Genomic DNA, 23502 nt, shown 5'->3' with positions numbered 1-23502 from the left:
CATCAATCATTGGCCACCCAGCCCTTGACCACCTGGGCCACGCGCTTGGAATCGGTCTTTACAGCTTCACGCGCCATGCGCAGTCGTTCCTCGTAGGAGTCCACCGGCAGGGCCAGCGGTTCATGTCCGGCCGCGTGCAGGCGTTCGCTGCCGATCGCGGGCAGGCCCTCGCCGTCATCGACCAGCTGCACATCGGCACTGTGGGGTTCCAGCGCGTCGTCCTTGGGCTTGGTCTGCCCGGTGATCGAGCGCAGCGCCGGGCGCAGCACGCCGAACACCAGGGCCAGCACCACGATCGCGCCGAGCAGCAGACGCAGTGCGTCCTGTACCTGCGGCAGCTCCCACCACTTCGGCCCTTCGACCGGGGTGACCTCACGCACGAACGGGGCATTCATCACCGAGACCGTGTCGCCACGCTCGGCATCGAAGCCGACCGCCTGCTTGACCAGCGCTTCAACGCGGGTCAGTTCGGCCGCGGAGAGGGCCTGGTCGATCATCTTGCCGTTGGCACCGGCGCGCGGCACGTTGTCCACCAGCACCGCCACCGAGACGCGCTTGATGCGACCGGCCGGTTGGCGGGTGTGCTGCAGGGTGCGGTCCAGCTCGTAGTTGCGGGTGGCGTTCTTGGAGGTTTCCGTCGGTGCCTGCGCGGTGGCCGGGGCGGCCGCCGGGCCGGGCGGGGTGTTGCTCGCGGCGCCGGGCACGCCCTGCGGGCCGGGCACGTTGCTGCTGTTTTCGCTCATCTGCTCGCTGCGCAGCTTCTGCGGCTCGCCGTTGTAGAGCTCACGGGCTTCTTCGATCACCGAAAAATCCATGTCCACGCTGACTTCCGGGTTCACGCGGCCCGGCCCGGTCATCGGCTCGAGCAGCTCGCGGATGCGCTGGTTGAACGAGGTTTCCTGGCGGCGCACCTGTTCGAACTGCGCGGCATTCATGGCCGCTTCGCTGTTCGGGTCGGAGACGCTGAGCATGCGCCCGCTCTGGTCGACGACGGTAACGCGCTCGGGTGCCAGGTCCGGGATGCTGGCGGCGACCATGTGCACGATCGCATCGATCTGGCCGCGTTCGAGCTGCTGGCCACCGCGCAGTTCCAGCACCACCGAGGCACTGGCCACGTCGCGCTGGCGGGTGAAGGCGCTGGGCTTGGGGATGGCCAGGTGCACGCGCGAATCACGGACCGGGCGCAGCGTATTGATCGTGCGCGACAGCTCGGTTTCCAGCGAGTGCTGGTAGCGCGCGTTCTCCATGAACTGGCTGACGCCGAAGCCCGGGTCGCGCTCCATCAGCTCAAAGCCAAGGCGGCCGCTGTCGGTCAGGCCGGAGCCGGCCAGCTTCAGGCGCGCATCGTGCAGGTTCTTTTCCGGCACGGTGATGCCGCCGGTGGCGGGGTCCATCTGGAACGGAATCTGTGCCGCGCGCAGCAGGTCGGTGGCCTCGGCCGTGGCCTTCTGGTCCAGCCCGGTGTACAGCGGCACCATGCCCGGCTTCTGCGACCAGAAGAACACGAACAGGCCCGCCGCCACGGCCACGGCGATCATTGCCATCAGGCCGAGCCGACGGGTGATCTGCAGGCTTTGCAGCCGGTCGAACCACTGGCCCGCCTTTTCGGTGTTCAGCGATTCTTTGGAGAGCGACAGGGCCATGCGTTTCTATCCTTACAGCGGCATGTTCATCACGTCCTGGTAAGCCTGGACGAGACGGTTGCGGACTTCCACGGTGGCGCGGAAGGCGATCTGGGACTGCTGCGAGGCGACCATGACCTTGGCCAGGTCCGCACCGGGTTCACCCAGTTCGAAAGATCTGGCCAGGGCGCCGGATTTCTGTTGCGCATCGTTGACGCCGGCGATGGCGCCGCGCAGCGTTTCGGTGAAGCTCGGGCCCTGGATCTCCTGGGGGGACACCAGACCCTGGATGGCATTGCTGCGCGGCAGCTCCGTCAGCGGGCTGACGGCGGGCTGCCCCATCTGGGTCTGGAAGGTGCGGATCTGAGAAAGGATCGAGGTGACGGAGTGCGACATCTGGAACGTTCCGAAGCAGGGGTGGGTTACACCGGGAGACGTTGCAAGTGCCGTGCCGAAATGGATGAGTGATTCAGTTTTGTAACGGTGGCGCGGGGTTGCGCGTCACGCAGCGCCCGAGCGCGTGACGGCCTGTCCGGTGTGGGCGACGGCGCGCCCATGCGGCGGGGTAAAGCAGCGTTGTGCCGGAGAGTCGACGCCGGAAAACCGGCGGGGCGGACGGTCGTGGCAACAAAAAAGCCCGGGACATGCCCGGGCGTCTGGTTTCCGCGTGCCGGCCCGCTCAGCCGGCCAGTTCGGTCTGGTCGCGTTCGATCCCGTACTTGCGCAGCTTTTCCACCAGGGTGGTGCGGCGCAGGCCGAGCAGCTGGGCGGCATGGGCGACGACGCCCTGGGTGCGCTCCAGCGCTTCGTTGATCAGGTTCAACTCGATGCTGGCCATGTGGTTGCGCAGATCCAGGCCGTCATCGGGCAGGGCCGGGGCGCGGGCGACCGGGCCGGTGCCGTTGTCCGTGGCCGTGCTGCCCGGTGCACCCGGGGTGTGGAAGGAGAAGCTGCGCAGGTCCAGCCGCTCATCGGCCTGGGCCGGCGCTGCTGCCGCGGGCACGGGTGCGGCGGCCGCGAAGTCGCCGCGATAGCGGGCCGGCAGATCCTGCACGCGCACGTTGCCGCCGGGGTGCAGCACGGCCAGGCGTTCCACCAGGTTGGTCAGCTCGCGCACATTGCCCGGCCATTCGTAGGCGGCCAGCGCCTGCAGGGCTTCGCCGGTGAAACGCACTTCACCGCGGCCGGTACGGGCCAGCTGCCCGGCAATGGTGGTCACCAGCGCCGGCAGGTCTTCGCTGCGCTCGCGCAGGGCCGGCACATCGATGGGGAACACGTTGAGGCGATAGAACAGATCCTCGCGGAACTTGCCGTCGGCGATGCGCGATTCCAGGTCGCGGTGGGTCGCGGCGATCACGCGCACGTTGCAGCGGATGGTCTGGTTGCCCCCCACGCGCTCGAAGCTGCGCTCCTGCAGCACGCGCAGCAGCTTGACCTGCATCGGCAGGCTCATGTCGCCGATTTCATCGAGCAGCAGGGTGCCACCTTCGGCCATTTCGAAACGGCCCTTGCGTGCGCTCAGCGCGCCGGTGAAGGCGCCCTTTTCGTGACCGAACAGCTCGCTTTCCAGCAGATCCGGCGGAATCGCGCCGCAGTTGATCGCCACGAACGGACCATCGCGACGTGGCGAGCGCTGGTGGATGGAGCGCGAGACCACTTCCTTGCCGGTGCCCGATTCACCCAGCACCAGCACGGTGGTGTCGAACGCGGCCACCTGCTCGATCATCCGGCGCAGCTGGGTGACCGCCGCGCCTTCACCGGTCGGCCCCTGTTCCTGCACGGCGCCGGCCTGGTGCTCGGCATCCAGGCGCTTGAGGCTGGCGCGACGCAGCAGGCCTTCCATCTGTGCATGGCGCAGCGGCGCTTCCAGCGGCCACACATTGGCTTCGTGCAGGCCGTACTGCTGGGCGAAAGCGGTGGTGTCACCGTCGATCAGCATGACCGGCGGCGGCAGCGCGCCCTTGCCCAGCCAGGCGAACAGTGCATCGCTGCGCTCGGAACCGTCCAGGCCACCGATGATCGCGGCCATCCAGTCGTTGGGGCGGTGGCGGGTGATGTCGAAATCGTTGGCGTCGGCCACCCAGCGCGGGTTGAAGTCCATGAACTCCAGCAGGGCGACGGTGCGCTCGGCGCGCACGGCGTCGTTGTCCAGTACCAGGATGCGGGATTCGCTCATGATCCGTTCCCCTTCAGGCCTTCCAGGATCGGCATCACTTCCTGGATGTAGGACAGCTTGCTGACGAAGTTGTCGGCACCGGCGCGCAGGGCATGCTCGCGGTGTTCGGCGTCATCGAAGTGGCTGGCGATGACGATGTAGGGCGCGTCATCCTGCGATTTGATCAGGCGGGTGGCCTGCAGGCCACCCATCTCCGGCATGGCCAGGTCCATCAGCACCACCTTCGGGCGCAGCGACTCGGAGCGTTCGATCGCTTCCAGGCCATTGGCGGCGCTGCCGATTACATCGAGCCAGTCGACCTTGCGGAAGTGGCGCATGGCGGCGTTGATGAAACCTTCGTGGTCGTCGACCAGCAGGACGGTGAGCTTGTTCATGTCTTCCATTTCCTTCAGCCCACCCGGGCCAGGAGGTGCGGGGTGCTGGCATGGCTGCGGCGGCGTTCGCGCGCCGGGGCGATGTCCAGTTGTTCGCGGTATTTTGCAACGGTACGGCGGGCGATGTTCACCCCTTGGCGCGAGAGCAGGCCGGCGATCGCTTCGTCGGCCAGCGGCCGGGCGGCCGGTTCGGACTCGATCAGGCGGCGCACCATCGCTTTCACGGCCTGGCCGGACACACTGGCACCTTCCAGGCGCACCGCGAAGAAGTGCTTCAGTTCCAGCGTGCCGCGCGGGGTCTGCAGGTACTTGCCGGTGGTGATGCGCGAGACGGTGGACTCGTGCATGCCGATTTCGTCGGCCACTTCCTTCAGCGTGAGCGGTGCCATCGCTTCTTCGCCACGGGTCAGGAAGCCGGCCTGGCGCTCGATGATCACCCGCGCGGTGCGCAGCAGCGTGTCGTAGCGCATCGACAGACCGCGGGTCAGCCAGCGGGCCTCCTGCATCATGTCGCGCAGCGGCTGTGCGGCGTCGCTGGTCTCGGCCAGCGCCTGCTCGTACTGCGGGTTGATGCTGAGGCGGCGGCTGGTGGCCGGGTTGAGTGCGACGCGCCACTGGCCATCGGCGTGCCAGGCGACCACGTCCGGGATCACCACCCCGTTGCTCTCCGGCAGCAGGCTCTCACCCGGGCGCGGCTGCAGCGAGAGGATCAGGCGGACGGCTTCATGGATGTCGGCGACTTCGGCATCCAGCTGCTTGGCCAGCGCCGGGTAATCGTGTGCGGCCAGCGCGGCCAGGCCATCGTCGAGCACACGCTGGGCAAGGTGGCGGGCCGGCACACGGCCGGGCAGGCAGCGCAGCTGCACGCTCAGACATTCATGCAGGTCCTGGGCGGCCAGGCCGACCGGATCGCCGTGCAGGATCTGCTGGCGCACCGCTTCCACGCCGGCCGCATCCACATCGCAGCGCGCACTGGCCAGCAGGGTCAGCTGGGCGAGCGGGGCATCCAGATAGCCGGCGTCGTCGCAGTGCTCCAGCCAGAAACCGGCCACGGCCAGCTCGCGGGCATCCATTTCCATCGCCAGGCGCTGCAGGGCGCGCAGCTGCGGATCGGACGACTCACCGGCCGCCACGCGCTGCATGCGGTCATCGTCGCCGTCCTGCCAGCCGGCACCGGGCACGTCCCACAGGGAGGATTCCGGCAGTTCGTCGAAGGCGGCCACGTCCTGGGTGGTGCTGGCCGGATCGGTGTCGGCAGCGACCGGTTCCGGCGCCTCTTCCAGTTCCAGCAGCGGGTTGGTCTCCAACGCGCGGCGGATTTCCAGTTCCAGCTGCATGCCGTCCAGCTGCAGCAGACGGATGGACTGCAGGAGCTGAGGGGTGAGGTGAAGCTGCTGACCCATCTGGGTCGACATGGAGGCTTTCAAGGTGGTTCCCCGTTCGCACCGACTCCCCGGTGCGTTATGGAACACATCTTGCTTGTGTTCCCGTACACCGGGAATCAGGGGGTTCCTGAGTCGGGTCGTCAAATGCCTGACAGCGTGTAGGGGATATCCCGACATCGGCGCGGTATTTTGACGGGCGTTGGCGCGCAGGCCTTGTCTTTCCGTGCCCAGCCTGCCGGCCGGGCTTCAAAAATCCGTCGCCCTGCGTGGCGGGGAAGCTGTGTGTGCCGGAGAACCGGCGCTGATCACTCCAGCTCGTGCTGGTGACGGGCAGCGAGCAGCACCAGGTCATTGGCGCGGCGACAGCCCAGCGACTCCATCATCCGGGCGCGATGGGTTTCCACCGTCTTGACACTGATGCCCAGGTCCGCGGCGATTTCCTTGTTGCTCTCGCCCTTGCCGATACGGCGCAGGATCTCGCGCTGCCGCGGCGACAGGGCTGCGACCCCAACCGGTTTTTCCCTGCCCAGCATGGGGGCGAGCATCTTGGCCGAGATCTGCGGGCTCAGGAACACCTGGCCGGCATGCGCGGCGCGCAACGCCAGTTCCAGTTCCTGCGGCGCGGCATCCTTGACCACGAAGCCGACCGCACCACGATCCAGCGCATCGCGAACGTGCACGGCGTCGTCGTGCATGGTCATCATCACCACGCGCGAGCCGGGCGTCCGCAGGAGAATGTCGCTCAGGGCCTCCAGCCCGGTTCGGCCGGGCAGGGACAGGTCCATCAGGACGACATCCGGGGAGTGCTGCACGCTCAGCTGCAGCGCCTGCTCGGCGTTGCTGGCCTCGGCGATGACTTCGACGTCGGCAAAGCCCTGCAGCAGACGGCTGAGGCCGGCACGGACCAGGGTGTGATCATCGACGATGAGAACGCGCACAGGCTGCTTGGGGAGCGGGGAGGCCGTCACCTTAACGGAGTGAAGGCCTACCGCCAAGCCGAATGCGTCACAGTCGGGGCCGTACGGTCAACGCAGGCGACGCGCTTCTGCGATCTGGCGGCGGTGCAGCCGGAACAGATGCCGCTCCAGGGCCATCTCCAGCGCATCGCTGAGCCCTTCGAAACGCAGCCACAGATAGTGCGCGCCGGAGCCATTGGCCGCTTCGGCCACGATCACCACGGGCAGGTCGATATGGTCGGGCAGCCAATCGCAGGGCTGCAGGCGGATGACGCCCATGCTGCCCGGTGCGGCGCCGCTGCGGCTGCCCTGTTCCAGGCGGATGCCACGGCGTGACCAGCGCAGGGGGCGCAGTGGCAGGTCCTGCGCACTCTGCCGGACCAGGCGGCCCAGCAGCACCATGACCAGATCGAGCTTGGCTTCCAGGCGTTGCACCTGCAGGGTGGCATCGCTGCGGTCGTCATGCCCGTCATCGCCGCGGGCATCCTCCACCAGCGCCACGCTGCGCAGCAGGGTCTCGGCCGTGCCGGGGCGGATCACTGCGCTGCCGATGCGGAACTCGGCCGGCAGCGCCACTTCGCAGCTCAGCGTCTCATCGAACAGCTCGCTTTCGGCCGGGTGATGGATGGCGCTGGTGCGAAGCTCGTTCATGACAGGGATTCTGCGCAAAGGCGCGCCTGTGTGGCGCGGGGTGGGTGGCGATGGTCACGGCCAGAGCGGCTGGTTCCCTCGCGCTGCCGCATCATGAACAGCATGATGCGCTGCTGGCGTGCCTGTAGTGAAGCCAGCCCCGGCACGTCGAACAGGGCTGATGGACCGGCCAGATAATTGCGCTGGGCGGCATCGAGGGCATCCAGCTGGCGACCCGCTTCGACCAGGTTCTCATCATGCAGGGCCGCTTCCAGTGCATCCAGCCGTGCGTTGATCGAGCCGAGCGAGGCGATCACAGTGCCTCTGCCTGCAGGTAGGCGTGGGCGGCGCGGAGGGAGCGCCCGCTGTGCTGCAACTGCGCGGCAGCTTCGTCGCGCAGCTGGACCATGCGCGAAAGCACGCGCTGCTGATGGTCGCGCAACGCCTGGATCGCAGCATCGGTCGGGCGTTCAACCACCAGTGACAGCGCCGCAACCGCCTGCAGATGGTCGGTCATCAAGCGTTGGCTGGCTTCGTGGTCGCCGCTGGGCAATGCAGCTTCCAGGGTATCCAGAGTGTCGTGGAGCGGGCGCAGGTTCATGGCGCAGCAACCGGCCGCACCTGCCGGTGGTCGGCCGGAATGGCGTTCCACGCCGAGTCGATTTCCATCACCAGTCCAAGGGCCTCTTTCAACGCCGTTGGATCGTTGTGCAGGTTGGCCTCGGTCAGGCGCATGATGATGAAATCGTAGAGTGCCGAAAGGTTGGCCGCGATCTCTCCGCCGGCCTCATGATCCAGCGAACCGTTGAGGTGCCCGACGATGGCGCAGGCTTCGCCGATGGCCTTGCCCTTGCGCGGCTGGTCATTGCGCTGCAGCGATGCTTCGGCCGTACGGATACGCTCGCAGGCGCCAGCCAGCAGCAGGGCGACGAGCTTGTGCGGATCGGCATCGACCACTGAAGTGGTGACGCCGACTTTGCGGTACTGCTCGGCGAACTGCCGATTGGGACCGTACATGTATGGACTCTCCTGAGTTGCCTGCGTGCCGGAGTACCTGCGCGGTTGACGCAGCGTGGCACAGGTCTTACTGGGTTATCGGCGCATACGGCCGCCGACTTGAGGCTGCCGTATGCAAAGGGGGAAGGCGGGGCGGATCAGCTGGTCAGCTGCGAGGCCAGCGAGCTGCTGGCCGATTGCATCTGGGTGACCAGCGATTCCATGGCGGTGAACTGCTTGGTGTAGCGATCGGAGACTTTTTCCATCCGCGCATCCAGGTCGTCCAGTTGCTTTTCCAGCGCCTTGATCTGTTTGTTGAGCGAGCTGGTGCGCTGGGTGATGGTGCCCGTGGTCGCATCGAGATTGCTCTTGAGCAGCTCGGTCATCGGCTTGCCCATGGCGCCATCGGCCCCGAACAGTTTCGTTGCGGCCTCGGGATTCTTGGACAACGCCGTATCGAGCGTGGTCGAGTTGAGGCTCAGGGTGCCATCGGCGGCGATCGTCACGCCCAGCGCCTTCAGGTCGTTGACGTTTGCGCTTATCTGCCCGCGCAGCTGCTGCTGCAGGCCGCGCACCATCGCATCGCCGGTCATGGTCGAGGCGGTGCCGGTTTCGGCGTTGTAGGCGCTGGAGTTCTTCAGCGTGGACTGGATGGAGTTGTAGGCGGTGATGAACGCGTTGAGGTTGGTCTTGAGCGTGCTGTTGTCCGGGCTGATGGTCAGCGTCTGGGTCTCGCCCTCCTTGGCCTTGGTCAAGGTCAGGCTGACGCCAGGCACCAGATCGGTGATGGTGTTGGAGCTGCTGGTCCGGGTGAACCCGTCCACCACCACCACCGCATCCTTGGCTTCGACCATCACGTCCATCGTCGAGGCATCGGTACCGTCGTACTGCAGCGCCGCGAGCCCGCCGTTGCCGCCGCTGGCGCTGACCTTGAGGGCACCCTTGGTGCCGGCGTCCACCGCCGTCAGCACCAGGTGCTCGCCATCGTCGGCGGTGACGACCGCCGCGGTCACGCCCTTGCTGGCGGCGGCGGAATTGATCTCCGCCGCGATCTTGGCCAGCGTTGCGCCCGCTTCGATGGTGACACTGACGCTCTTGTCGCCATAGCCGATCGTCAGCGTACCGTCACCGACGACCGCTTCTTTCTCATAGGCCTTCGAACTCAGCTTCTGGTTCTGTGCCAGGGATTTGACTTCCACCTGGTGAGTACCCGCTGCCGCTTTTCCAGCGGTGGTGCTGGTATCCAATGCAGCGGTGAAGTTGGACTCGGTCGGCGTGCTGGTCTTCAGCCCGGGGGTGGCCATGCCCTTCGTCAAAGTGGTCAGCGCCGTCTGCAGACCGGTCATGCCGCTCTTGATGGTGCCCAGCGCCGAGAGTTTGGCGCTGGCGGCCACGCCGGCGGTATTGATCTGCTTTTCCCGGGGTTCGCGCTCCTTGGCGACCAGCTGTGAAACCAGGGAGGGAATGTCGAGGCCGGAGCCAATCGTGCCGAGGGCCATGAAGGGGATCCTTGTTCTGGGGCGGGCCGTGCGGATGTCCTGCATCTGCTATCGGCTGTTGATGGACGAGCTTGAGCGCCTGGGCGCATCCCTGCGTGTTGCAAGCTCCGTGCCACGTTTGCTCCGGACACGAAGAAGGGGGCTTTCGCCCCCTTCCCGTTACTGCAAGGTACTACCGCTGGATCAGCGCAGCAGGCTCAGCACGTTCTGGCTGGACTGGTTGGCCTGGGCCAGCATGGCGGTACCGGCCTGCTGCAGGATCTGGTTGCGGGTCAGCTCGGCGGTTTCCGAAGCGTAGTCCACGTCGCGGATACGGCTACGGGCGGCGGACATGTTTTCCGACGAGGTGTTCAGGTTCGCAACCACCGAGGTGAAGCGGTTCTGGATGGCGCCCAGGTCGGCACGGGCCGAGTTGACCGAGTTCAGGGCGGCATCCATCGCCAGGATGGCGTTGTCGGCACCGTTGACCGAGGAGATGTCCAGGCCTGCGAAGCCTTCGGCTGCGGTGCCACCATCGTACTTCTGGATAGTGGCGCCGGTGGTCGTGGCGGTGTTGGCAGCTGCCAAGCCCGTTGCTGCCTTCAAATCTGCCGCACTCAGGGAGCTCTCGATGGCGAAATCCTTGTCCTTCGAGGTCAGCTGCAGCTTGCCTTCGATCAAGGACGCGGTGACGCCGGTCTCATGGGTCTTGGCATTGACGGCGTTCACAAGCGAGGTGGCGCGGTCGCTCGCGGTCTTGGCTTCATCAACCTTGATATCCACGCCATTGATCTTCAGCTGGCCGGCAGTGACGGCACCGAACTTAGCACCGACCAGTGAAGCTTCGTGCGTACCTGCGAAGGTGGCATTGGCGAAGCCGCCCGCGGTTGCCATCGTGTTGGCAACGGTCACTTCGAGGTCCGTGCCATCAGCCTTGGCGAAGGCCAAGGTGCCAGCCGCAGCCGTACCCGAGACCTTGATGCCTTCAGCTTCCAGTGCGTCCGCGACGGCAGTGGTAGCGAGTGCCGTATCGATATCTGCTGCCTCGACTTCGTCACCGGCAGCGGCTGCAGTCACATCGAGGACGGTGGTGGAACCGACGGTCAGCGTGAACTTCTGGCCGGCAGCGTCGGCGGATGCAGTACCAAATGCTCCGGAAACACCCGAGCTGGCGGTGGCGGTGAGGGCCGGCAGAGAGCCCGAGACGCTCGCACTGGTGGAAGCGGTCGTCCAGTTGCCCAGCTTGCTGATGTTGGCGTTGGCCACCTGCGAGATGTTGATCGTCTGGCCCTGGTTGGCGCCGATCTGGAAGGCCTGGTTGGTGAAGGTTCCGTCCAGCAGGTTGGTGCCGTTGAAGTTGGTCTGTTCGGCGACGCGCTGGATTTCCTGCTTCAGCAGCTGGACTTCGGCGTTCAGCGCCTGGCGGTCCGAATCCGAGTTGGTGGCGCTGCGCGACTGCACGGCCAGTTCACGGACGCGCTGAAGATTGTTGCCGATCTCACCCAAGGCGCCTTCGGCGGTCTGTGCCAGCGAGATGCCGTCGTTGGCGTTGCGGGCGGCCTGGTTGGCGCCGCGGATCTGGGTGCTGAAGCGCTCGGAAATGGCCAGGCCGGCCGCGTCATCCTTGGCGCTGTTGATGCGCAGGCCGGAGGACAGGCGCTGGATCGTGGTGGCCAGGTTGGTGCCGCTGGTGCCCAGGTTGCGCTGGGCGTTCAGCGACATGGTGTTGGTGTTGATGACTTGTGCCATGGTGCGGTTTCCTTGTTGGCAGTGTGTCCGGCAGAGCAGCCTGACCGGTTTCGGGGGGCAGTGGCTGGCGCCCCACCAAGGGGTGTGCTACCGCTGCTGAAATCAATAACGGCACCCCACGCCCTGCCTTTAGCGGTCTTTCCCGTTTTTTTCGTGGCGGCCAACGAAAAGGCCCCGCCATCTGCATGGCGGGGCCCGTTCAGAGCTTGTTACCGGCGGCGGATTACGACTGCAGCAGTCGCAACACGTTCTGCGGCACCTGGTTGGCCTGGGCCAGCATGGCAGTGCCTGCCTGCTGCAGGATCTGGCCGCGGGTCAGCTCGGCGGTTTCCTGCGCGTAGTCCACGTCGCGGATACGGCTGCGCGCGGCGGAAAGGTTTTCCGAGGTCGTGTTCAGATTGGCGATGGTCGAGGTGAATCGGTTCTGGATCGCACCCAGGTCGGCACGGGACGAATTGATCGACTGCAGTGCGGCATCCATCGCCAGAATGGCGTTGTCAGCATTTTCCTGGTTCGAGATATCCAATTCGGCAAAGCCGGTGGCGGCTTCACCCACCTTGAACGAGGTAGCACCGGCGATCGGCGTCGTCGCGGTTGCGTCGGTGCTGCCGGCCGTCAGACCGGTTGCGGCTGCCAAGCCGCCTGCAAGGGTGCCGCCAACAACAAAGTCCTTGTCCGGCGAGGTCAGCTGCAGCTTGCCGTCAATCAGCGAAGCGCTCACGCCGGTCTTGTGGGTCTGCGCGTTGATTGCATTGACCAGAGTGGTAGCGCGCTCGCTGGCATCCTTGGCAGCGCCGACTTCGATGTTCTGGCCATTGATGGTGAACTGACCAGCAGAAATCGCGTCGAACTTGCTGACGGCTGCAACGCCGTCGGTACTGGCGGTCGGGAAGCCCAGGCTGGCGGCAGTCGTGTAGCCAGTGGCCGCTTCCGTGACGTCGATGTTCGAACCGTCGGTGCGAATCACCTTCAGGTTGCCGGCCGCAACCGCTGCAGCGACCGTGGTGCTGGCACCGAGATCCAAGGTGAAGCCGTTCACCTCGTTCTTGCCGTCTGCACCGAATGTCTCCTGCAGGGCCGTGGCAACGCTGGCGTTGTCGACCGTACCGGTGATGTTGATGCTGACCGACTTGCCGTTATCGGCAGTGAAGGTGGTCGCCAGGGTGCTTCCGGCAGTGCCACCAGCACCGCCCGCAATGGCACCGATGCTTACAGTAGCCGGAGTGGCTGCCGCAGCGGTCGCGCCGGTCGGCGAGGTACCCACTAGCGAAGCAGCGCGGGAAGCCGTGGTCCAGTTTCCCAACATGTGCACATTCGCATTGGCGATCTGCGAAATGTTGATGGTCTGGCCCTGGTCGGCGCCGATCTGGAAGGCCTGGTTGGTGAAGCTGCCGTCCAGTAGGCTGGTGCCGTTGAAGTTGGTCTGTTCGGCCACGCGCTGGATTTCCTGCTTCAGCAACTGCACTTCGGCATTCAGCGCCTGGCGATCGGAAGAGGAGTTGGTGGCGCTGCGGGCCTGCACGGCCAGCTCGCGGATGCGCTGCAGGTTGTTGCCGACTTCGCCCAGCGCGCCTTCCGCGGTCTGCGCCAGCGAAATGCCGTCGTTGGCGTTGCGGGCAGCCTGGTTCAGGCCACGGATCTGGGTGGTGAAGCGCTCGGAGATCGCCAGGCCGGCCGCGTCATCCTTGGCGCTGTTGATGCGCAGGCCGGACGACAGGCGCTGGATGGAGGTGGCCAGCGAGTTGCTGCTGGTGGTCAGGTTGCGCTGAGCATTCAGCGACATCGTGTTGGTGTTGATGATCTGTGCCATGTTGCGTCTCCGTGGGTGCTCGATTCGGGTCGGGTGGGTCTGGCGCGGGATGCGCCCTGCGTGGATTCAGAGGAAGGGAAGGGGGGATCAGCGGATCATGTTGAAGAGGGACATCGATTGCATCTGGCTGAAAATGGTCTGTGCAGCCTGGAGAGCGGCGCTCTCCAGCTTGTACTGGCCGATGGCATCGGCGTAGTCGAGGTCACGCATGGTCGACAGCGTGGATTTGACGGTGACAGCAGTGGATTCACGCGCACTGGCCGCGCTGTCGATGGCGGCCAGCTGGGCACCGCCTTTGGCACGCGCATCGATCATGTTTTCCGATGCGCGGGTGATGTCGCGGATGCTGGACTGCAGGGTGTTCTGCAGTGCGGCGCGATCGCTGTCGGTCGACGGATCGGTTTCCAGCGCACTGACCAGCTTGTCCAGGGTGGAGAAGATGTCGCGTGTCTCCGCATCGCCGACGTTGAACGCATCGCCGGCGGCGGGCTTGCCTTCGATACGAAGACGAACACCGGCGACCACGATGTCTTCCCCGGCAGCATGCGTGCCAGTGCCGACCACGGCGCCGCCGGCGTCCAGAACCTCGTAGGCGCCCTCACCGGCATCGGTGAAGTGCACGGTCAGCGAACCGCCTGCCCACGCGCCGGTGCCGTCGCGACTGACCGAGGTCAGCAGACCGCTGCCGGTGTTGCCGGCGCTCGCACTGGCATCCACCGTGCCATCGCCGGTGCGGATGCGCATGAAGATGTCGCTGCCGGGCAGGGCATCGGATACCAGTTGCCCGGGGGCGACCTCCACCTGTCGCTGGCTCTGGTCACCGGTGTAGCTGACACTGCCGCCGGTGAGCAGGAAGGGGGCGTCAGCATCGTTGTTTCCGCCGAAGAGGTAGCGGCCACTGCCGTCCTTGGAATTGGCCAGCGACAACAGGCTCTGCTGGATGGTCTTCAGTTCGCTGACGATGGCCTTCAGGTCGCTGCTCTTGGGCACCGGGCTGTTGGCCTGGATGCTCAGCTCGACCGCGCGCGACATCAGGTCGTTGACCTGCGCCAGCGCGTTCTCCTGCATGCCGAGGCGGTTCTGGACGTTGTTGGCGTTCTTGCCCAACTGCTCCAGCCCGGCGACGACACGATCCAGGCCGACCGCAGCGCCGGCCGAGACCGGGTCGTCCTTGGCGGAGACGATCTTGCTCCCGGTGGCGATCTGGTTCTCCAGATGGTTCAGCTTGGCCTGCTTGGCCAGCATCAGCGAAACCGACTGGTTGAACATCATGCCGGTAGAGATGCGGTTGTTCATGAGCGTACGGCTCCCAGGATCGTCTGGAACATGGTGTCGGCGGTGGAGATCAGCTGCGATGCAGCCTGGTAGGCCTGTTGAAGGCGAAGCATGTCGGCCGCTTCCTCATCCAGATTCACGCCGGATATCGAGTCGCGTGCGGCCTGCGCCTGATCGGTGATCACCTGCTGGGCCTGCAGCGAGTACTCGGCCGAGCGGGCGGCGGCGCCGACCTGGGTGGTCAAGCCGCCCAGCGCGCCACTGAGCGTCACCGTGCCTGCATTGAACGTTTTGGCGTCTTCGACCTTGGCCAGCAGCAGCGCATTGCTGTTGTCCGAAGAGCCGGCCGGGGTCGGCCCGATGTTGAAGGTGTCCCCCTGCTTGGGTGCGCCGTCCAGCACGAAGCTCCAGCCGTTGGCGGTGATGGTCTGCCCGGCGGTGTAGGTGTTCGGGCCGACGCCATCGATGGTGTATTCGGTAGCGCTGGTGAACACGATCGCCGCAGGATTGCGCAGCGCCGGGTTGCCGGCATCGGTCACCTTGACCCCGGTGAGCTTGCCGGTGCCGGTGTTGGCCATCGCGGCGCTGCCCTTGATCGGCGCGGCGGCGGCGATGCGCGAGGTGTCGGTGATCGCCACTTCCATGCTGCCGGCCACGCCTGCGGTAGGCTGCAGCAGGAAGCGGTCGTCCTTGGCCGGCGTACCACTCATGACCAGGCTGACGCCATTGAGCACCAGCGGGTCGGCTGCCGTGCCGGTGCCGGTCATCGGGATCGTGGCGCCGGTGTCGGCGCGGGTGGCCTGCCACTGGGTGCCATCGAACTTCATCACGATGTTCTGGCCATCCAGCTTGGCGAGGTCGCCGAAGCTGGCGCTCATGCTGGCCGTGCCGGTGTTGCTGCTGTTGGCAGTGATGCGTGGGTTGCCGATGGTGAAGAAGTCGCCGCCCATGTTGCCGTACAGATCCGCGCCCTGGCGGTGGACGTCGTTGAAGCTGCTGGCCATGCCGATCGCCAGCTTGCCCAGCTCGGCCTGCGCCGGGGTCAGGACGGTATTGCGGAACTCCAGCAGGCCACCGATCTGGCCACCGAGCGTTTTGCCATCGATGGTGATCTTCTGACCCTGGCTCTCCAGCGCCAGCTGCAGCCGCTCGGGCTGGTACGGATCGGTCACGGTAGTGACCTTGGAGGCGGTGGTGCCCACCACCAGGGCCTGGCCGCCGGCGGTGTAGACATTCATGATGCCGCCGTCCTGCATCACCGCATTGCCGCCGGTGTAGCCGACCAGGTTGGCGATCAGCTGGTCACGGCGATCGAGCAGGTCCGGGGCCGCCGTGGCTGCGTTGCTGCCGATGGAACCATTGAGCTGGGCGATCTCCTGGGCCAACCGGTTGATCTCGGTGGCGCCGGCGATCAGGCCGTTATTGACCTCGCCATTGAGGTTGTTGAGCTGGGTATTGAGCTGCTGGAAGCGGTTGGCCAGGGTCTTGCCGCTGTCCAGCACGTTCTGCCGGTCGGCGCTGCCCGAGGCGTTGGATGAGAGTCCGCTGACCGAATCGAAGAAGTTCGACCAGACCCCGGCCACGTTGGTGGAGGCGTCGGAGAACATGGCATCGACCCGGTCGGCCATCGTGGACAACTGCTTCAGGCGCGCCAGCTCACCGCTGCCATCGAGCAGGCGCGAGATGGCCAGCTGGTCCGCCACGCGGCGGACATCGGTGATGCGGGTGCCATTGCCGACGTCGCCATACCCGTAGTTCTGCGGGTTGGCGGTGGCGAAGTCCACCTTCTGCCGGCTGTAGCCAGGCGTTTTGATGTTGGCGACGTTGTGGCTGGTGGTCGCCAGGGCCCGCTGGAAAGCGAGCAGGGCGCTGGTGCCGGTGGAGAGTACGCTGGACATGGGTTACCTCAACGACGGATGACACCCAGCCCGGTCGGGCTGGCGGTGCTGGCAAAAGTGCGGCCCAGGCGCTCGCCGGCATCGCTCACCGCCGCAACGGCGCGCTCGATGGTCGGGCCGCCGGCGATCGCGGCGATCTTGGCCGCGTAGGTCGGGTCAGTGGCGTAGCCGGCGCGCTGCAGGCCCTGCGCGAAGCTGCGCACATCGCTGCCGGCCTGCAGGGCGTTCTGGTAGCGCGGGCTGGTCTTGAGCAGGCGCACGTAGTCGGCGAAGCTCTCGCCCACCGAGTTGTAGGCGCGGAAGCTCGCCGTCTCGTTGCGGCGCACACCGTTGACGTACTCGTGGGTGCCGCTGGTGGCGCGTTCACCCTGCCAGCCATTGGCCTTGATCCCGAACAGGTTGTGCGAGCTGTCACCGCCACTGCGGCGGACCAGCTTGCGGCCCCAGCCGGTTTCCAGCGCGGCCTGGGCGACCAGCGCCTTGGCATCCACGCCCAGTTCACGCGCGGCCTGTTGCGCATGGCCCCAGATGCTGGCAACGAAGCCGGCCGGGGTATGCGGACCCAGTTCGGCCGCAGCGGTGGAGGCGGCCAGGTTGTCGACTGCGCTGGGGCCGCTGGCCGCCGGGCGGGTCACACCGCTCCAGCGGTCATCGCCCATGGCCCAGTCGGCGCTGGCTGGGTCGCTCCCGGCAGCCGCCGCATACGGATCGCTGCGGCCGATCGCCTCATGCATCTGGCTGCTTTCACGGCCCGCGATCAGGTCCAGCGCGCGTTCCATCGGCTGCAGGACGGCAGAGGGTGCCTCGCCGTTCAACTGCTGCAGCAGGTCGGCCTCGCGCGGCGCGGGCGGCGCGGCACTGGCCGGCAGCGGCATGCCGGCGGCCGGTGCATTGAGGCGGTAGGCGCGCAGCGCCGCGGCCGGATTGAGCGTGGTGTCGACCGGCTTGGCCGCCTCGCCTTCGGCGCCGCCCAGCTGGCGCGCGATCATGCTCGACAGCCCCAGGCCGCGCCCGCGGGTCATCGCATCGGCGATCTTCTGGTCGTACATCTCGCGGAACATGGTGTTTTCGCCGGGGAACAGCGAATCGCCAAAGCTCGCCTCGCGCATGCTCTTGATCAGCATCTGCGCGAACTGGCCTTCCAGCTGGCGGGCGACCTTGTCGACCTTGGCCGGGCTGTTGGGCTGGGCGGGATTGAGTTCCAGGGCCGGTTGGATGCGCATGTCAGATCACCTCGAGTTCGGCACTGAGCGCGCCGGCCTGCTTGAGGGCTTCCAGGATGGCGATCAGATCGCCCGGGGCCGCGCCCACGGCATTCACCGCGTGCACGATTTCATCCAGGGTGGTGCCGCCGTTGAACTTGAACATGCGGCTGCCATCGTTGGTGGCGGTGATGGTGGACTGCGGCGTCACCACGGTCTGGCCGCCACTGAACGCGCCCGGCTGGCTGACGTTGGCGTTCTCGTTGATGGTCACGGTCAGCGAGCCATGGGAGATCGCCGCGGCGCCCACGCGCACCTGCGCGCCGATCACCACCGTGCCGGTACGCGAATTGACCACCACCTTGGCCGGCGCACTGCCGGGGGTCAGTTCCAGGTTCTCGATGCGCGCCAGCAGGCCGATGCGTGCGCCTGGGTCGGACGGCGCGTTGACCGCCACGGTGACGCCATCGATCGCACGCGCGGCGCCTTCACCGAAGGCATTGTTGAGTGCCGCCACCATCCGCGAGACCGTGGTGAAGTCGTTCTTGTGCAGGTTCAGGGTGATGTCGCCACCGCCGCTGAACACATCCGGCAGCGCACGCTCGACGGTAGCGCCGTTGGGAATACGCCCGACGCTGGGCACGTTGACCGACACGCGCGAGCCATCCTTGCCCTGCGCACCGAAGCCGCCCACGATCAGGTTGCCCTGGGCGATGGCGTAGACCTGCCCATCGGCACCGCGCAGCGGCGCCATCAACAGCGAGCCACCGCGCAGCGAGACCGCGTTGCCCACCGAGGAAACGGTGATGTCGATCGGCTGGCCGGGCTTGGCGAACGGCGGCAGCTCGGCATGGATGGCCACGGCCGCCACGTTCTTCAACTGCGGATTGACGTTGGCCGGCACGTTGACGCCCAGCTCGCCCAGCAGGTTCTTCAGGCTCTGCACCGTGAAGGGCGCCTGGCTGGTGCGGTCGCCGCTGCCATCCAGGCCGACCACCAGACCGTAGCCGACCAGCGCGTTGCCACGCACGCCGCCGACCTGGGCCAGGTCCTTGATGCGTTCGGCGGAGGCGGGCGCGACCAGCGCGAACACGGCCAGCAGTGCCAGCACGGCACGCATGGTGTGGAACGACGCCGCGCGTCGCTGCCGGAACGGGGAGGGGAAGAAGGTCATGTCAGGCTCAGTACGGCGCCAGCGCCGAGTTGAAGAAGCGGCTCAGCCAGCCCATCGCGTTGGATTGGGCGATCGCGCCGCGGCCGCCGTAGACGATGCGGGCATCGGCAACGCGGCTGGAGGGAATGGTGTTGTCCGGGAAGATGTCCGCCGCGCGCACGATGCCCTGCACCTGCACCAGCTCATCGCCCCGGTTCAGGCGCAGGTTCTTGGCGCCCTGCACGACCAGGTTGCCGTTGGGCAGGCGCTGGATCACCGTGACGGTCACGCTGCCCTGCAGGCGGTTGCTCTGCGCGCTGGTGCCCTTGCCGGTGAAGTCGCGCGAGCCGGCGGCACTGGCGCTGAGGATGTCCTTGCCGCCCAGCGTCACCGGGGCACCGAAGATCGTCGGCGTGCCGATGCTCAGCTCCGACTCTTTCGAGGTGGAGGTATTGGCGGTGGTCTGCGCGGTCGTGTTCTCGGTCAGCGTGATCGTGAGCAGATCACCGACATCGCGGGCGCGGCGGTCCGAATACAGCTGCAGGCCGGGGCCGGCGGCGTAGATCGCACCGGCCGTGGCCTGGGCCGAGGGCGGCATGATCGGTTCCACCGGCGCCATGGCCGGGTAGGGGCGGACATCGCCGGCGATCACGCAGCCCCCGAGGGTGGCGATGAGGGCGGCGGCGGCGAGCAGGCGGAGGGTAGGGGCAAGACGCGACATGGCAGGTTCCCGGGTCGACCGATCAGACGTTCTGGTTGAGGTAGCCGAGCATCGCGTCGGTGGTGGAGATCGCCTTGGCGTTCATTTCGTAGGCGCGCTGGGTTTCGATCATCGAAACCAGCTCTTCCACCACGTTGACGTTGCTGCCTTCCAGCGCACCCTGCACCACGGTGCCCAGGCCGTTGAGGCCGGGATTGCCGTTCTGCGCCGGGCCGGAGGCGGTGGTTTCCAGGAACAGGTTTTCACCGCGGGCCTGCAGGCCGGCCGGGTTGACGAAGTCGGTCAGGGTCAGTGCGCCGATTTCCACCGAGGCGGCGTCGTCGGCCATCTTCACGCTGATCGTGCCGTCGGTGCCGATGGTCAGCGACTGCGCGCCTTCGGGAATCTGGATGCCCGGCTGCACCGGGTAGCCGCTGTTGGTGACCAGCTCGCCATCCTGGTTGCGCTGGAACGAGCCGTCGCGGGTATAGGCCGAGGAACCGTCCGGCATCTGCACTTCAAAGAACCCGCGGCCGTTGACCATCACATCCAGTGCGCGGCCGGTCTGCTGCTGGCTGCCCTGCTCGAAGTTCTTGGCGGTGGCCACCACGCGCACGCCGGTGCCGATCTGCAGGCCGGTGGGCAGCTGCGTCTGCGCCGAGGACGCACCGCCCGGCTGACGGACCTGCTGGTACAGCAGGTCTTCGAAACTGGCACGGTCCTGCTTGAAACCGGTGGTGTTGGTGTTGGCGAGGTTGTTGGAAACCACCGACATGCGCGTCTGCTGCGCATCCAGTCCGGTCTTGGCGATCCACAATGCCTGGTTCATGGCGTCATTCCTGTGTTGTAGCGGGTGGCCGCGTGGTGCGGCCCTTGCGAAGGGCAATGCATGGCGCGTGCCAGAACGGCGCCGGGATTACGTCACGGCGCGCGGTCAACCGCCCAGGCGCAGCAGGCTGTTGGCGCTGCGTGCGTTGTCATCGCCGTGCTTGATGACCTTCACCTGCATTTCGTACTGGCGCTGCAGCTGGATCATCTGCACCAGCGCACCGGCCGCATCGACGTTGCTGCCTTCCAGCTGGCCGCTTTCCAGCGACTTGCCCTGGGCCTGCACGAAGGGCTGCTGCGGGTCGTTGTTGCGCATCAGCCCATCCAGGCCGCGTTCCAGCCGTGCGTCGTCGGCCTGCACCACGCGGATGCGGCCGATGTTGGCCATCGTCTGCGGGCCTTCGCCCAGCGGGATGATCGAGATCGTGCCGTCGTTGCCGATGTCCATCGCCTGGTGCGGCGGGATCGCGATCGGGTTGCCGTTCTCATCCAGCACCGGATGGCCGCCGGCGGTCACCAGCTGGCCATTGGGCGTGATCGACAGCGCGGCGCCGCGGGTATACGCCTCGCCGCCATTGGCGCCCGGTGCCTGCACGGCCAGCCAGTTGCCGGCCTGCAGGGACAGATCCAGCGGGTTGCCGGTGATCTGCTGGGCGCCCATGCGCCGGTTGAAGCCGGCATCCACGTGCAGGGCATCCACGCGCGAGGCATAGCCGGTCCCCTTGATCGGGAAGGCCTCGGTGTTGGCGAGCGCCTCCTTGAAGCCGGGGGTATCGGTGTTGGCCAGGTTGTGCGACAGCGTGCCCTGCGCCTGCAGGGAGGCGCGTGCACCGGTCATCGCGACGTAGAGTGCCTTGTCCATCGGTGTAATCCCGTGTTGCGGTCAGTGGCTCATCAACGCAGGTTGATGATGGTCTGGGTGATCTGGTCCTGCGTGGAGACCATCTGCGAGTTGGCCTGGAAGTTGCGCTGGGCGGTGATCATGTTGACCAGCTGCTCGGTCAGGTCGACCGTGGAGGCTTCCAGCGAACCGGCCTGGATCTTGCCCAGGTTGGAGCTGTCCGGCGCACCGGTACGCGGCGTGCCCGAGGCGAAGCTTTCCGTCCACAGGTTGTTGCCCTTGGCTTCCAGGCCCTGTGCGTTGTTGAAGGTGGTCAGGGCGACCTGGCCCAGCGCCTTGTCATCGCCATTGGAGTAGCGGGCGTAGACGATACCCTCTTCGGAGACGGTGATCTCGTTGAGCTTGCCTGCCGCATAGCCGTCCTGCTGGGTGTTGCGCAGCGCGAACTTCTCGCCGTACTGGGTCGAGCCGCTCAGGTTCAGCGACATCGACAGCACGCCGGCGCCGGTGGTCGGGATGAACGGATCCATGACGATCTGGCCGTCGGCCGGGCTGGTCAACGCACCGCTGTCGGAGAACTGCAGCGTGGCCGGGGTCCCAGCGGCCTTGCCGTCCACGTAGTTGTAAACCTGCCACTCGTTCGGGTTTTCGGTCTTCACGAAGTAGGAGGTCTGGGTGTGGCTCACGCCCAGCGAGTCGTACACGGTGATGCCGCCGGTGGAGTGGTTGTAGCTGTTGGAGTCGGTCGGGTCGAAGGCGGCGACCGTCGGCTGCTTGGCGTTGGCCGGGAGGGTGAAGCTCACATCGACCTTGCCGGTCTGCCGCGGCGGGCTGTCGGTGGTCATCAGCTGCAGGTCGGTCAGGCGGCCGGCATCGAAGTTGGTGCCGTCCGCATTCGGGGCGAACACCTGCAGGCGCGCACCCTGCGGGTTGGTCACGTAACCGGCCTGGTCGGTCTGGAAATTGCCGGCGCGCGAGTACACGCGCTCACCGTTCATGGTCAGGGTGAAGAAACCTTCGCCGGAAATGGCCATGTCCAGGCTGCGCCCGGTCTGTTCGTTGTTGCCCTGCGAGAACTGCTGGGCCACGTTGGTCACCCGCACGCCGGAACCGACCGCGTTCTTTGACAGGCCATAACTGGTGGCCGAGAACAGATCGGCGAACTCCGCGCGCGACTGTTTGAAGCCGGTGGTGTTGACGTTGGCGATGTTGTTCGCGGTGACGTTCAGATCGGCATTGGCTGCGTTGATGCCGGACAACGAGACGTTGAAGCCCATGGGATGCTCCTGTGGATGCGGGTGAGGCGGCTCAGCTGATGCGGAGCACGTAGTCGATCGGGGCCGTGCCCAGACCCTTGAGGTTGAGGTACAGGCCGTCCGTGCCGACCGTGACGCTCTCCACCGGGGCCTGCACGTAGGTGTTGAGCTTGGTCTTGGTGCCGGCGGTATCGGTGTGCGAGGCGGCGATGGTGTAGGTGCCTTCGGCCATGCGGTTGCCGTTGGCATCCTTGCCGTCCCAATCGAAGGTGACTTCGCCGGAGGCCTTGGCTTCCACGCTGATCTGGTTGACCTTGACGCCGTTGGCGTCGGTGATGTCCACCGTCACGAAGCCCGCACCGGGCGCGGCGACCATGCCGGTCACATCGCCATCCTTCTCCAGGGCCAGCTTTTCCGACGGCACCAGCACTTCGTGGCCGACCAGGGCCGCGCCGCGCAGGATCTGGTCGCTGGACATCGAATCCTGGAAGCCCTTGACCGTGTTGTTGAGGTCGGTGATGCCTTGGACCTGCGACAGCTGCGCCATCTGCGCGACCATCTGGGTGTTGTCCATCGGCTTGAGCGGATCCTGGTGCCGCAGCTGCTCGGTCATCAGGCGCATGAAATCGGCCTGGTCCAGGGTGCTCTTCTTCTTGCTGGTATCGCTGTTGGGCGCGTTCAGGCCCAGTGCGGTGTAGATGTCGCTGCTGTTCTGGCCGACGCCGGTGGTGCTGCTCATGGGAGGGGATTCCTGCGGTAAGAGGGTCAGCGACCCATGGTCAGCGTGGCCAGCGCCAGTTCCTTGGCGGTGGTCAGCATTTCCACGCCCGCCTGGTAATTGCGCGAGGTGGAGATCAGGTTGACCATCTGCGCGACCGGGTCCACGTCCGGCTGGTAGATGTAGCCATCGGCATCGGCCAGCGGGTGGCCCGGCTCGTAGCGCTGGATCGGCGCGGCGTTGCTCTGGCTGATCTCCTTGACCTGCACCGTGGTGATGTTCGGATCGTTGCGGCTGGTCACCGACTGGAAGATCGGCTCCAGCGGCTTGTAGACCGCATCGGCCGAGCCGGCGACGGTGTCGGCATTGGAGAGGTTGGAGGCGATGGTGCTCATGCGCACGGACTGCGCCTGCAGCGCGGACCCGGCGATGTCGAAGATGGGCAGATTGCTCAT

Annotated in this window: 23 protein-coding genes; all 23 read right to left on the bottom strand. The window is 66.4% G+C overall.

The features are described from left to right. Nucleotides 1-2: 2 nt before the first annotated feature. Nucleotides 3-1643, bottom strand: a complete 1641-nt coding sequence (fliF, locus tag POS15_RS07720; protein ID WP_284129353.1) for a flagellar basal-body MS-ring/collar protein FliF — start codon at nt 1641-1643, stop codon at nt 3-5. A 12-nt stretch (nt 1644-1655) separates the two neighbouring features. After that, nucleotides 1656-2018: a flagellar hook-basal body complex protein FliE gene (gene fliE / locus POS15_RS07715; RefSeq protein WP_019184797.1), complete on the bottom strand. Its 363-nt coding sequence runs from the start codon at nt 2016-2018 to the stop codon at nt 1656-1658. A 283-nt stretch (nt 2019-2301) separates the two neighbouring features. Next, on the bottom strand, nt 2302-3798 hold the full coding sequence (locus tag POS15_RS07710; protein ID WP_284129351.1) for a sigma-54 dependent transcriptional regulator: 1497 nt from the start codon (nt 3796-3798) through the stop codon (nt 2302-2304). Beyond that, entirely contained in the window at nt 3795-4172 is a 378-nt protein-coding gene (locus POS15_RS07705) for a response regulator transcription factor (RefSeq protein WP_026070040.1), read from the bottom strand. The genes POS15_RS07710 and POS15_RS07705 overlap by 4 nt, the downstream gene beginning before the upstream one ends. 14 nt (nt 4173-4186) lie before the next feature. Then, nucleotides 4187-5599 (bottom strand): RNA polymerase factor sigma-54, encoded by a 1413-nt coding sequence (gene rpoN / locus POS15_RS07700; RefSeq protein WP_284129348.1) that lies wholly within the window; start codon nt 5597-5599, stop codon nt 4187-4189. A 263-nt stretch (nt 5600-5862) separates the two neighbouring features. Then, on the bottom strand, nt 5863-6495 hold the full coding sequence (locus POS15_RS07695) for a response regulator transcription factor (RefSeq protein WP_026070039.1): 633 nt from the start codon (nt 6493-6495) through the stop codon (nt 5863-5865). Between the two features lie 87 nt (nt 6496-6582). After that, entirely contained in the window at nt 6583-7164 is a 582-nt protein-coding gene (locus POS15_RS07690; protein ID WP_019184792.1) for a PilZ domain-containing protein, read from the bottom strand. After that, a complete protein-coding gene (locus POS15_RS07685; RefSeq protein ID WP_284129347.1) occupies nt 7161-7460 on the bottom strand; it encodes a hypothetical protein in 300 nt (99 codons plus the stop codon). The genes POS15_RS07690 and POS15_RS07685 overlap by 4 nt, the downstream gene beginning before the upstream one ends. Further along, entirely contained in the window at nt 7457-7744 is a 288-nt protein-coding gene (locus POS15_RS07680; RefSeq protein ID WP_019184790.1) for a hypothetical protein, read from the bottom strand. The genes POS15_RS07685 and POS15_RS07680 overlap by 4 nt, the downstream gene beginning before the upstream one ends. Next, the gene (fliS, locus tag POS15_RS07675; RefSeq protein WP_019184789.1) at nt 7741-8160 is read right to left on the bottom strand and encodes a flagellar export chaperone FliS; all 420 of its coding nucleotides are present in this window, start codon (nt 8158-8160) and stop codon (nt 7741-7743) included. Before fliS ends, POS15_RS07680 begins: the two co-directional genes overlap by 4 nt. Nucleotides 8161-8297: 137 nt before the next feature. Beyond that, on the bottom strand, nt 8298-9638 hold the full coding sequence (gene fliD, locus POS15_RS07670) for a flagellar filament capping protein FliD (RefSeq protein WP_019184788.1): 1341 nt from the start codon (nt 9636-9638) through the stop codon (nt 8298-8300). A 183-nt stretch (nt 9639-9821) separates the two neighbouring features. Continuing rightward, on the bottom strand, nt 9822-11366 hold the full coding sequence (locus tag POS15_RS07665) for a flagellin (protein ID WP_284129345.1): 1545 nt from the start codon (nt 11364-11366) through the stop codon (nt 9822-9824). A gap of 223 nt (nt 11367-11589) precedes the next feature. Then, nucleotides 11590-13176 carry a flagellin gene (locus tag POS15_RS07660; RefSeq protein ID WP_284129343.1) on the bottom strand — a complete coding sequence of 529 codons (1587 nt, stop codon included), beginning with the start codon at nt 13174-13176 and terminating at the stop codon, nt 11590-11592. 87 nt (nt 13177-13263) lie between these two features. Next, nucleotides 13264-14472, bottom strand: a complete 1209-nt coding sequence (gene flgL, locus POS15_RS07655) for a flagellar hook-associated protein FlgL (protein WP_019184785.1) — start codon at nt 14470-14472, stop codon at nt 13264-13266. Further along, on the bottom strand, nt 14469-16349 hold the full coding sequence (gene flgK, locus POS15_RS07650) for a flagellar hook-associated protein FlgK (protein ID WP_284129340.1): 1881 nt from the start codon (nt 16347-16349) through the stop codon (nt 14469-14471). Before flgK ends, flgL begins: the two co-directional genes overlap by 4 nt. An 8-nt stretch (nt 16350-16357) precedes the next feature. Next, on the bottom strand, nt 16358-17572 hold the full coding sequence (flgJ, locus tag POS15_RS07645; RefSeq protein WP_284129338.1) for a flagellar assembly peptidoglycan hydrolase FlgJ: 1215 nt from the start codon (nt 17570-17572) through the stop codon (nt 16358-16360). Nucleotide 17573: 1 nt separating this feature from the next. Next, nucleotides 17574-18671: a flagellar basal body P-ring protein FlgI gene (locus POS15_RS07640; RefSeq protein ID WP_192814286.1), complete on the bottom strand. Its 1098-nt coding sequence runs from the start codon at nt 18669-18671 to the stop codon at nt 17574-17576. 61 nt (nt 18672-18732) lie between these two features. Then, entirely contained in the window at nt 18733-19425 is a 693-nt protein-coding gene (flgH, locus tag POS15_RS07635) for a flagellar basal body L-ring protein FlgH (protein ID WP_046272458.1), read from the bottom strand. Between the two features lie 22 nt (nt 19426-19447). Continuing rightward, a complete protein-coding gene (gene flgG / locus POS15_RS07630) occupies nt 19448-20233 on the bottom strand; it encodes a flagellar basal-body rod protein FlgG (protein WP_019184780.1) in 786 nt (261 codons plus the stop codon). 105 nt (nt 20234-20338) lie between these two features. Further along, a complete protein-coding gene (locus POS15_RS07625; protein WP_019184779.1) occupies nt 20339-21094 on the bottom strand; it encodes a flagellar basal body rod protein FlgF in 756 nt (251 codons plus the stop codon). Between the two features lie 32 nt (nt 21095-21126). Next, nucleotides 21127-22350 carry a flagellar hook protein FlgE gene (gene flgE, locus POS15_RS07620; protein WP_284129336.1) on the bottom strand — a complete coding sequence of 408 codons (1224 nt, stop codon included), beginning with the start codon at nt 22348-22350 and terminating at the stop codon, nt 21127-21129. 31 nt (nt 22351-22381) lie between these two features. Continuing rightward, a complete protein-coding gene (locus tag POS15_RS07615; protein ID WP_019184777.1) occupies nt 22382-23068 on the bottom strand; it encodes a flagellar hook capping FlgD N-terminal domain-containing protein in 687 nt (228 codons plus the stop codon). 26 nt (nt 23069-23094) lie between these two features. Continuing rightward, nucleotides 23095-23502, bottom strand: coding sequence for a flagellar basal body rod protein FlgC (gene flgC / locus POS15_RS07610; RefSeq protein ID WP_019184776.1), 408 nt, complete (start codon nt 23500-23502; stop codon nt 23095-23097).

The organism is Stenotrophomonas sp. BIO128-Bstrain (genome assembly GCF_030128875.1).
GTDB lineage: Bacteria > Pseudomonadota > Gammaproteobacteria > Xanthomonadales > Xanthomonadaceae > Stenotrophomonas > Stenotrophomonas bentonitica_A.
This window is presented reverse-complemented; position numbering and strand designations above follow the sequence as displayed.

Coding starts and splice junctions, on each gene's coding strand:
- fliF (WP_284129353.1), bottom strand. CDS start 1,643: ATGGCCCTGTCGCTCTCCAAAGAATCGCTGAACACCGAAAAGGCGGGC.
- fliE (WP_019184797.1), bottom strand. CDS start 2,018: ATGTCGCACTCCGTCACCTCGATCCTTTCTCAGATCCGCACCTTCCAG.
- POS15_RS07710 (WP_284129351.1), bottom strand. CDS start 3,798: ATGAGCGAATCCCGCATCCTGGTACTGGACAACGACGCCGTGCGCGCC.
- POS15_RS07705 (WP_026070040.1), bottom strand. CDS start 4,172: ATGAACAAGCTCACCGTCCTGCTGGTCGACGACCACGAAGGTTTCATC.
- POS15_RS07690 (WP_019184792.1), bottom strand. CDS start 7,164: ATGAACGAGCTTCGCACCAGCGCCATCCATCACCCGGCCGAAAGCGAG.
- POS15_RS07680 (WP_019184790.1), bottom strand. CDS start 7,744: ATGAACCTGCGCCCGCTCCACGACACTCTGGATACCCTGGAAGCTGCA.
- fliS (WP_019184789.1), bottom strand. CDS start 8,160: ATGTACGGTCCCAATCGGCAGTTCGCCGAGCAGTACCGCAAAGTCGGC.
- fliD (WP_019184788.1), bottom strand. CDS start 9,638: ATGGCCCTCGGCACGATTGGCTCCGGCCTCGACATTCCCTCCCTGGTT.
- POS15_RS07665 (WP_284129345.1), bottom strand. CDS start 11,366: ATGGCACAAGTCATCAACACCAACACCATGTCGCTGAACGCCCAGCGC.
- POS15_RS07660 (WP_284129343.1), bottom strand. CDS start 13,176: ATGGCACAGATCATCAACACCAACACGATGTCGCTGAATGCTCAGCGC.
- flgL (WP_019184785.1), bottom strand. CDS start 14,472: ATGAACAACCGCATCTCTACCGGCATGATGTTCAACCAGTCGGTTTCG.
- flgK (WP_284129340.1), bottom strand. CDS start 16,349: ATGTCCAGCGTACTCTCCACCGGCACCAGCGCCCTGCTCGCTTTCCAG.
- flgJ (WP_284129338.1), bottom strand. CDS start 17,572: ATGCGCATCCAACCGGCCCTGGAACTCAATCCCGCCCAGCCCAACAGC.
- POS15_RS07640 (WP_192814286.1), bottom strand. CDS start 18,671: ATGCGTGCCGTGCTGGCACTGCTGGCCGTGTTCGCGCTGGTCGCGCCC.
- flgH (WP_046272458.1), bottom strand. CDS start 19,425: ATGTCGCGTCTTGCCCCTACCCTCCGCCTGCTCGCCGCCGCCGCCCTC.
- flgG (WP_019184780.1), bottom strand. CDS start 20,233: ATGAACCAGGCATTGTGGATCGCCAAGACCGGACTGGATGCGCAGCAG.
- POS15_RS07625 (WP_019184779.1), bottom strand. CDS start 21,094: ATGGACAAGGCACTCTACGTCGCGATGACCGGTGCACGCGCCTCCCTG.
- flgE (WP_284129336.1), bottom strand. CDS start 22,350: ATGGGCTTCAACGTCTCGTTGTCCGGCATCAACGCAGCCAATGCCGAT.
- POS15_RS07615 (WP_019184777.1), bottom strand. CDS start 23,068: ATGAGCAGCACCACCGGCGTCGGCCAGAACAGCAGCGACATCTACACC.
- flgC (WP_019184776.1), bottom strand. CDS start 23,502: ATGAGCAATCTGCCCATCTTCGACATCGCCGGGTCCGCGCTGCAGGCG.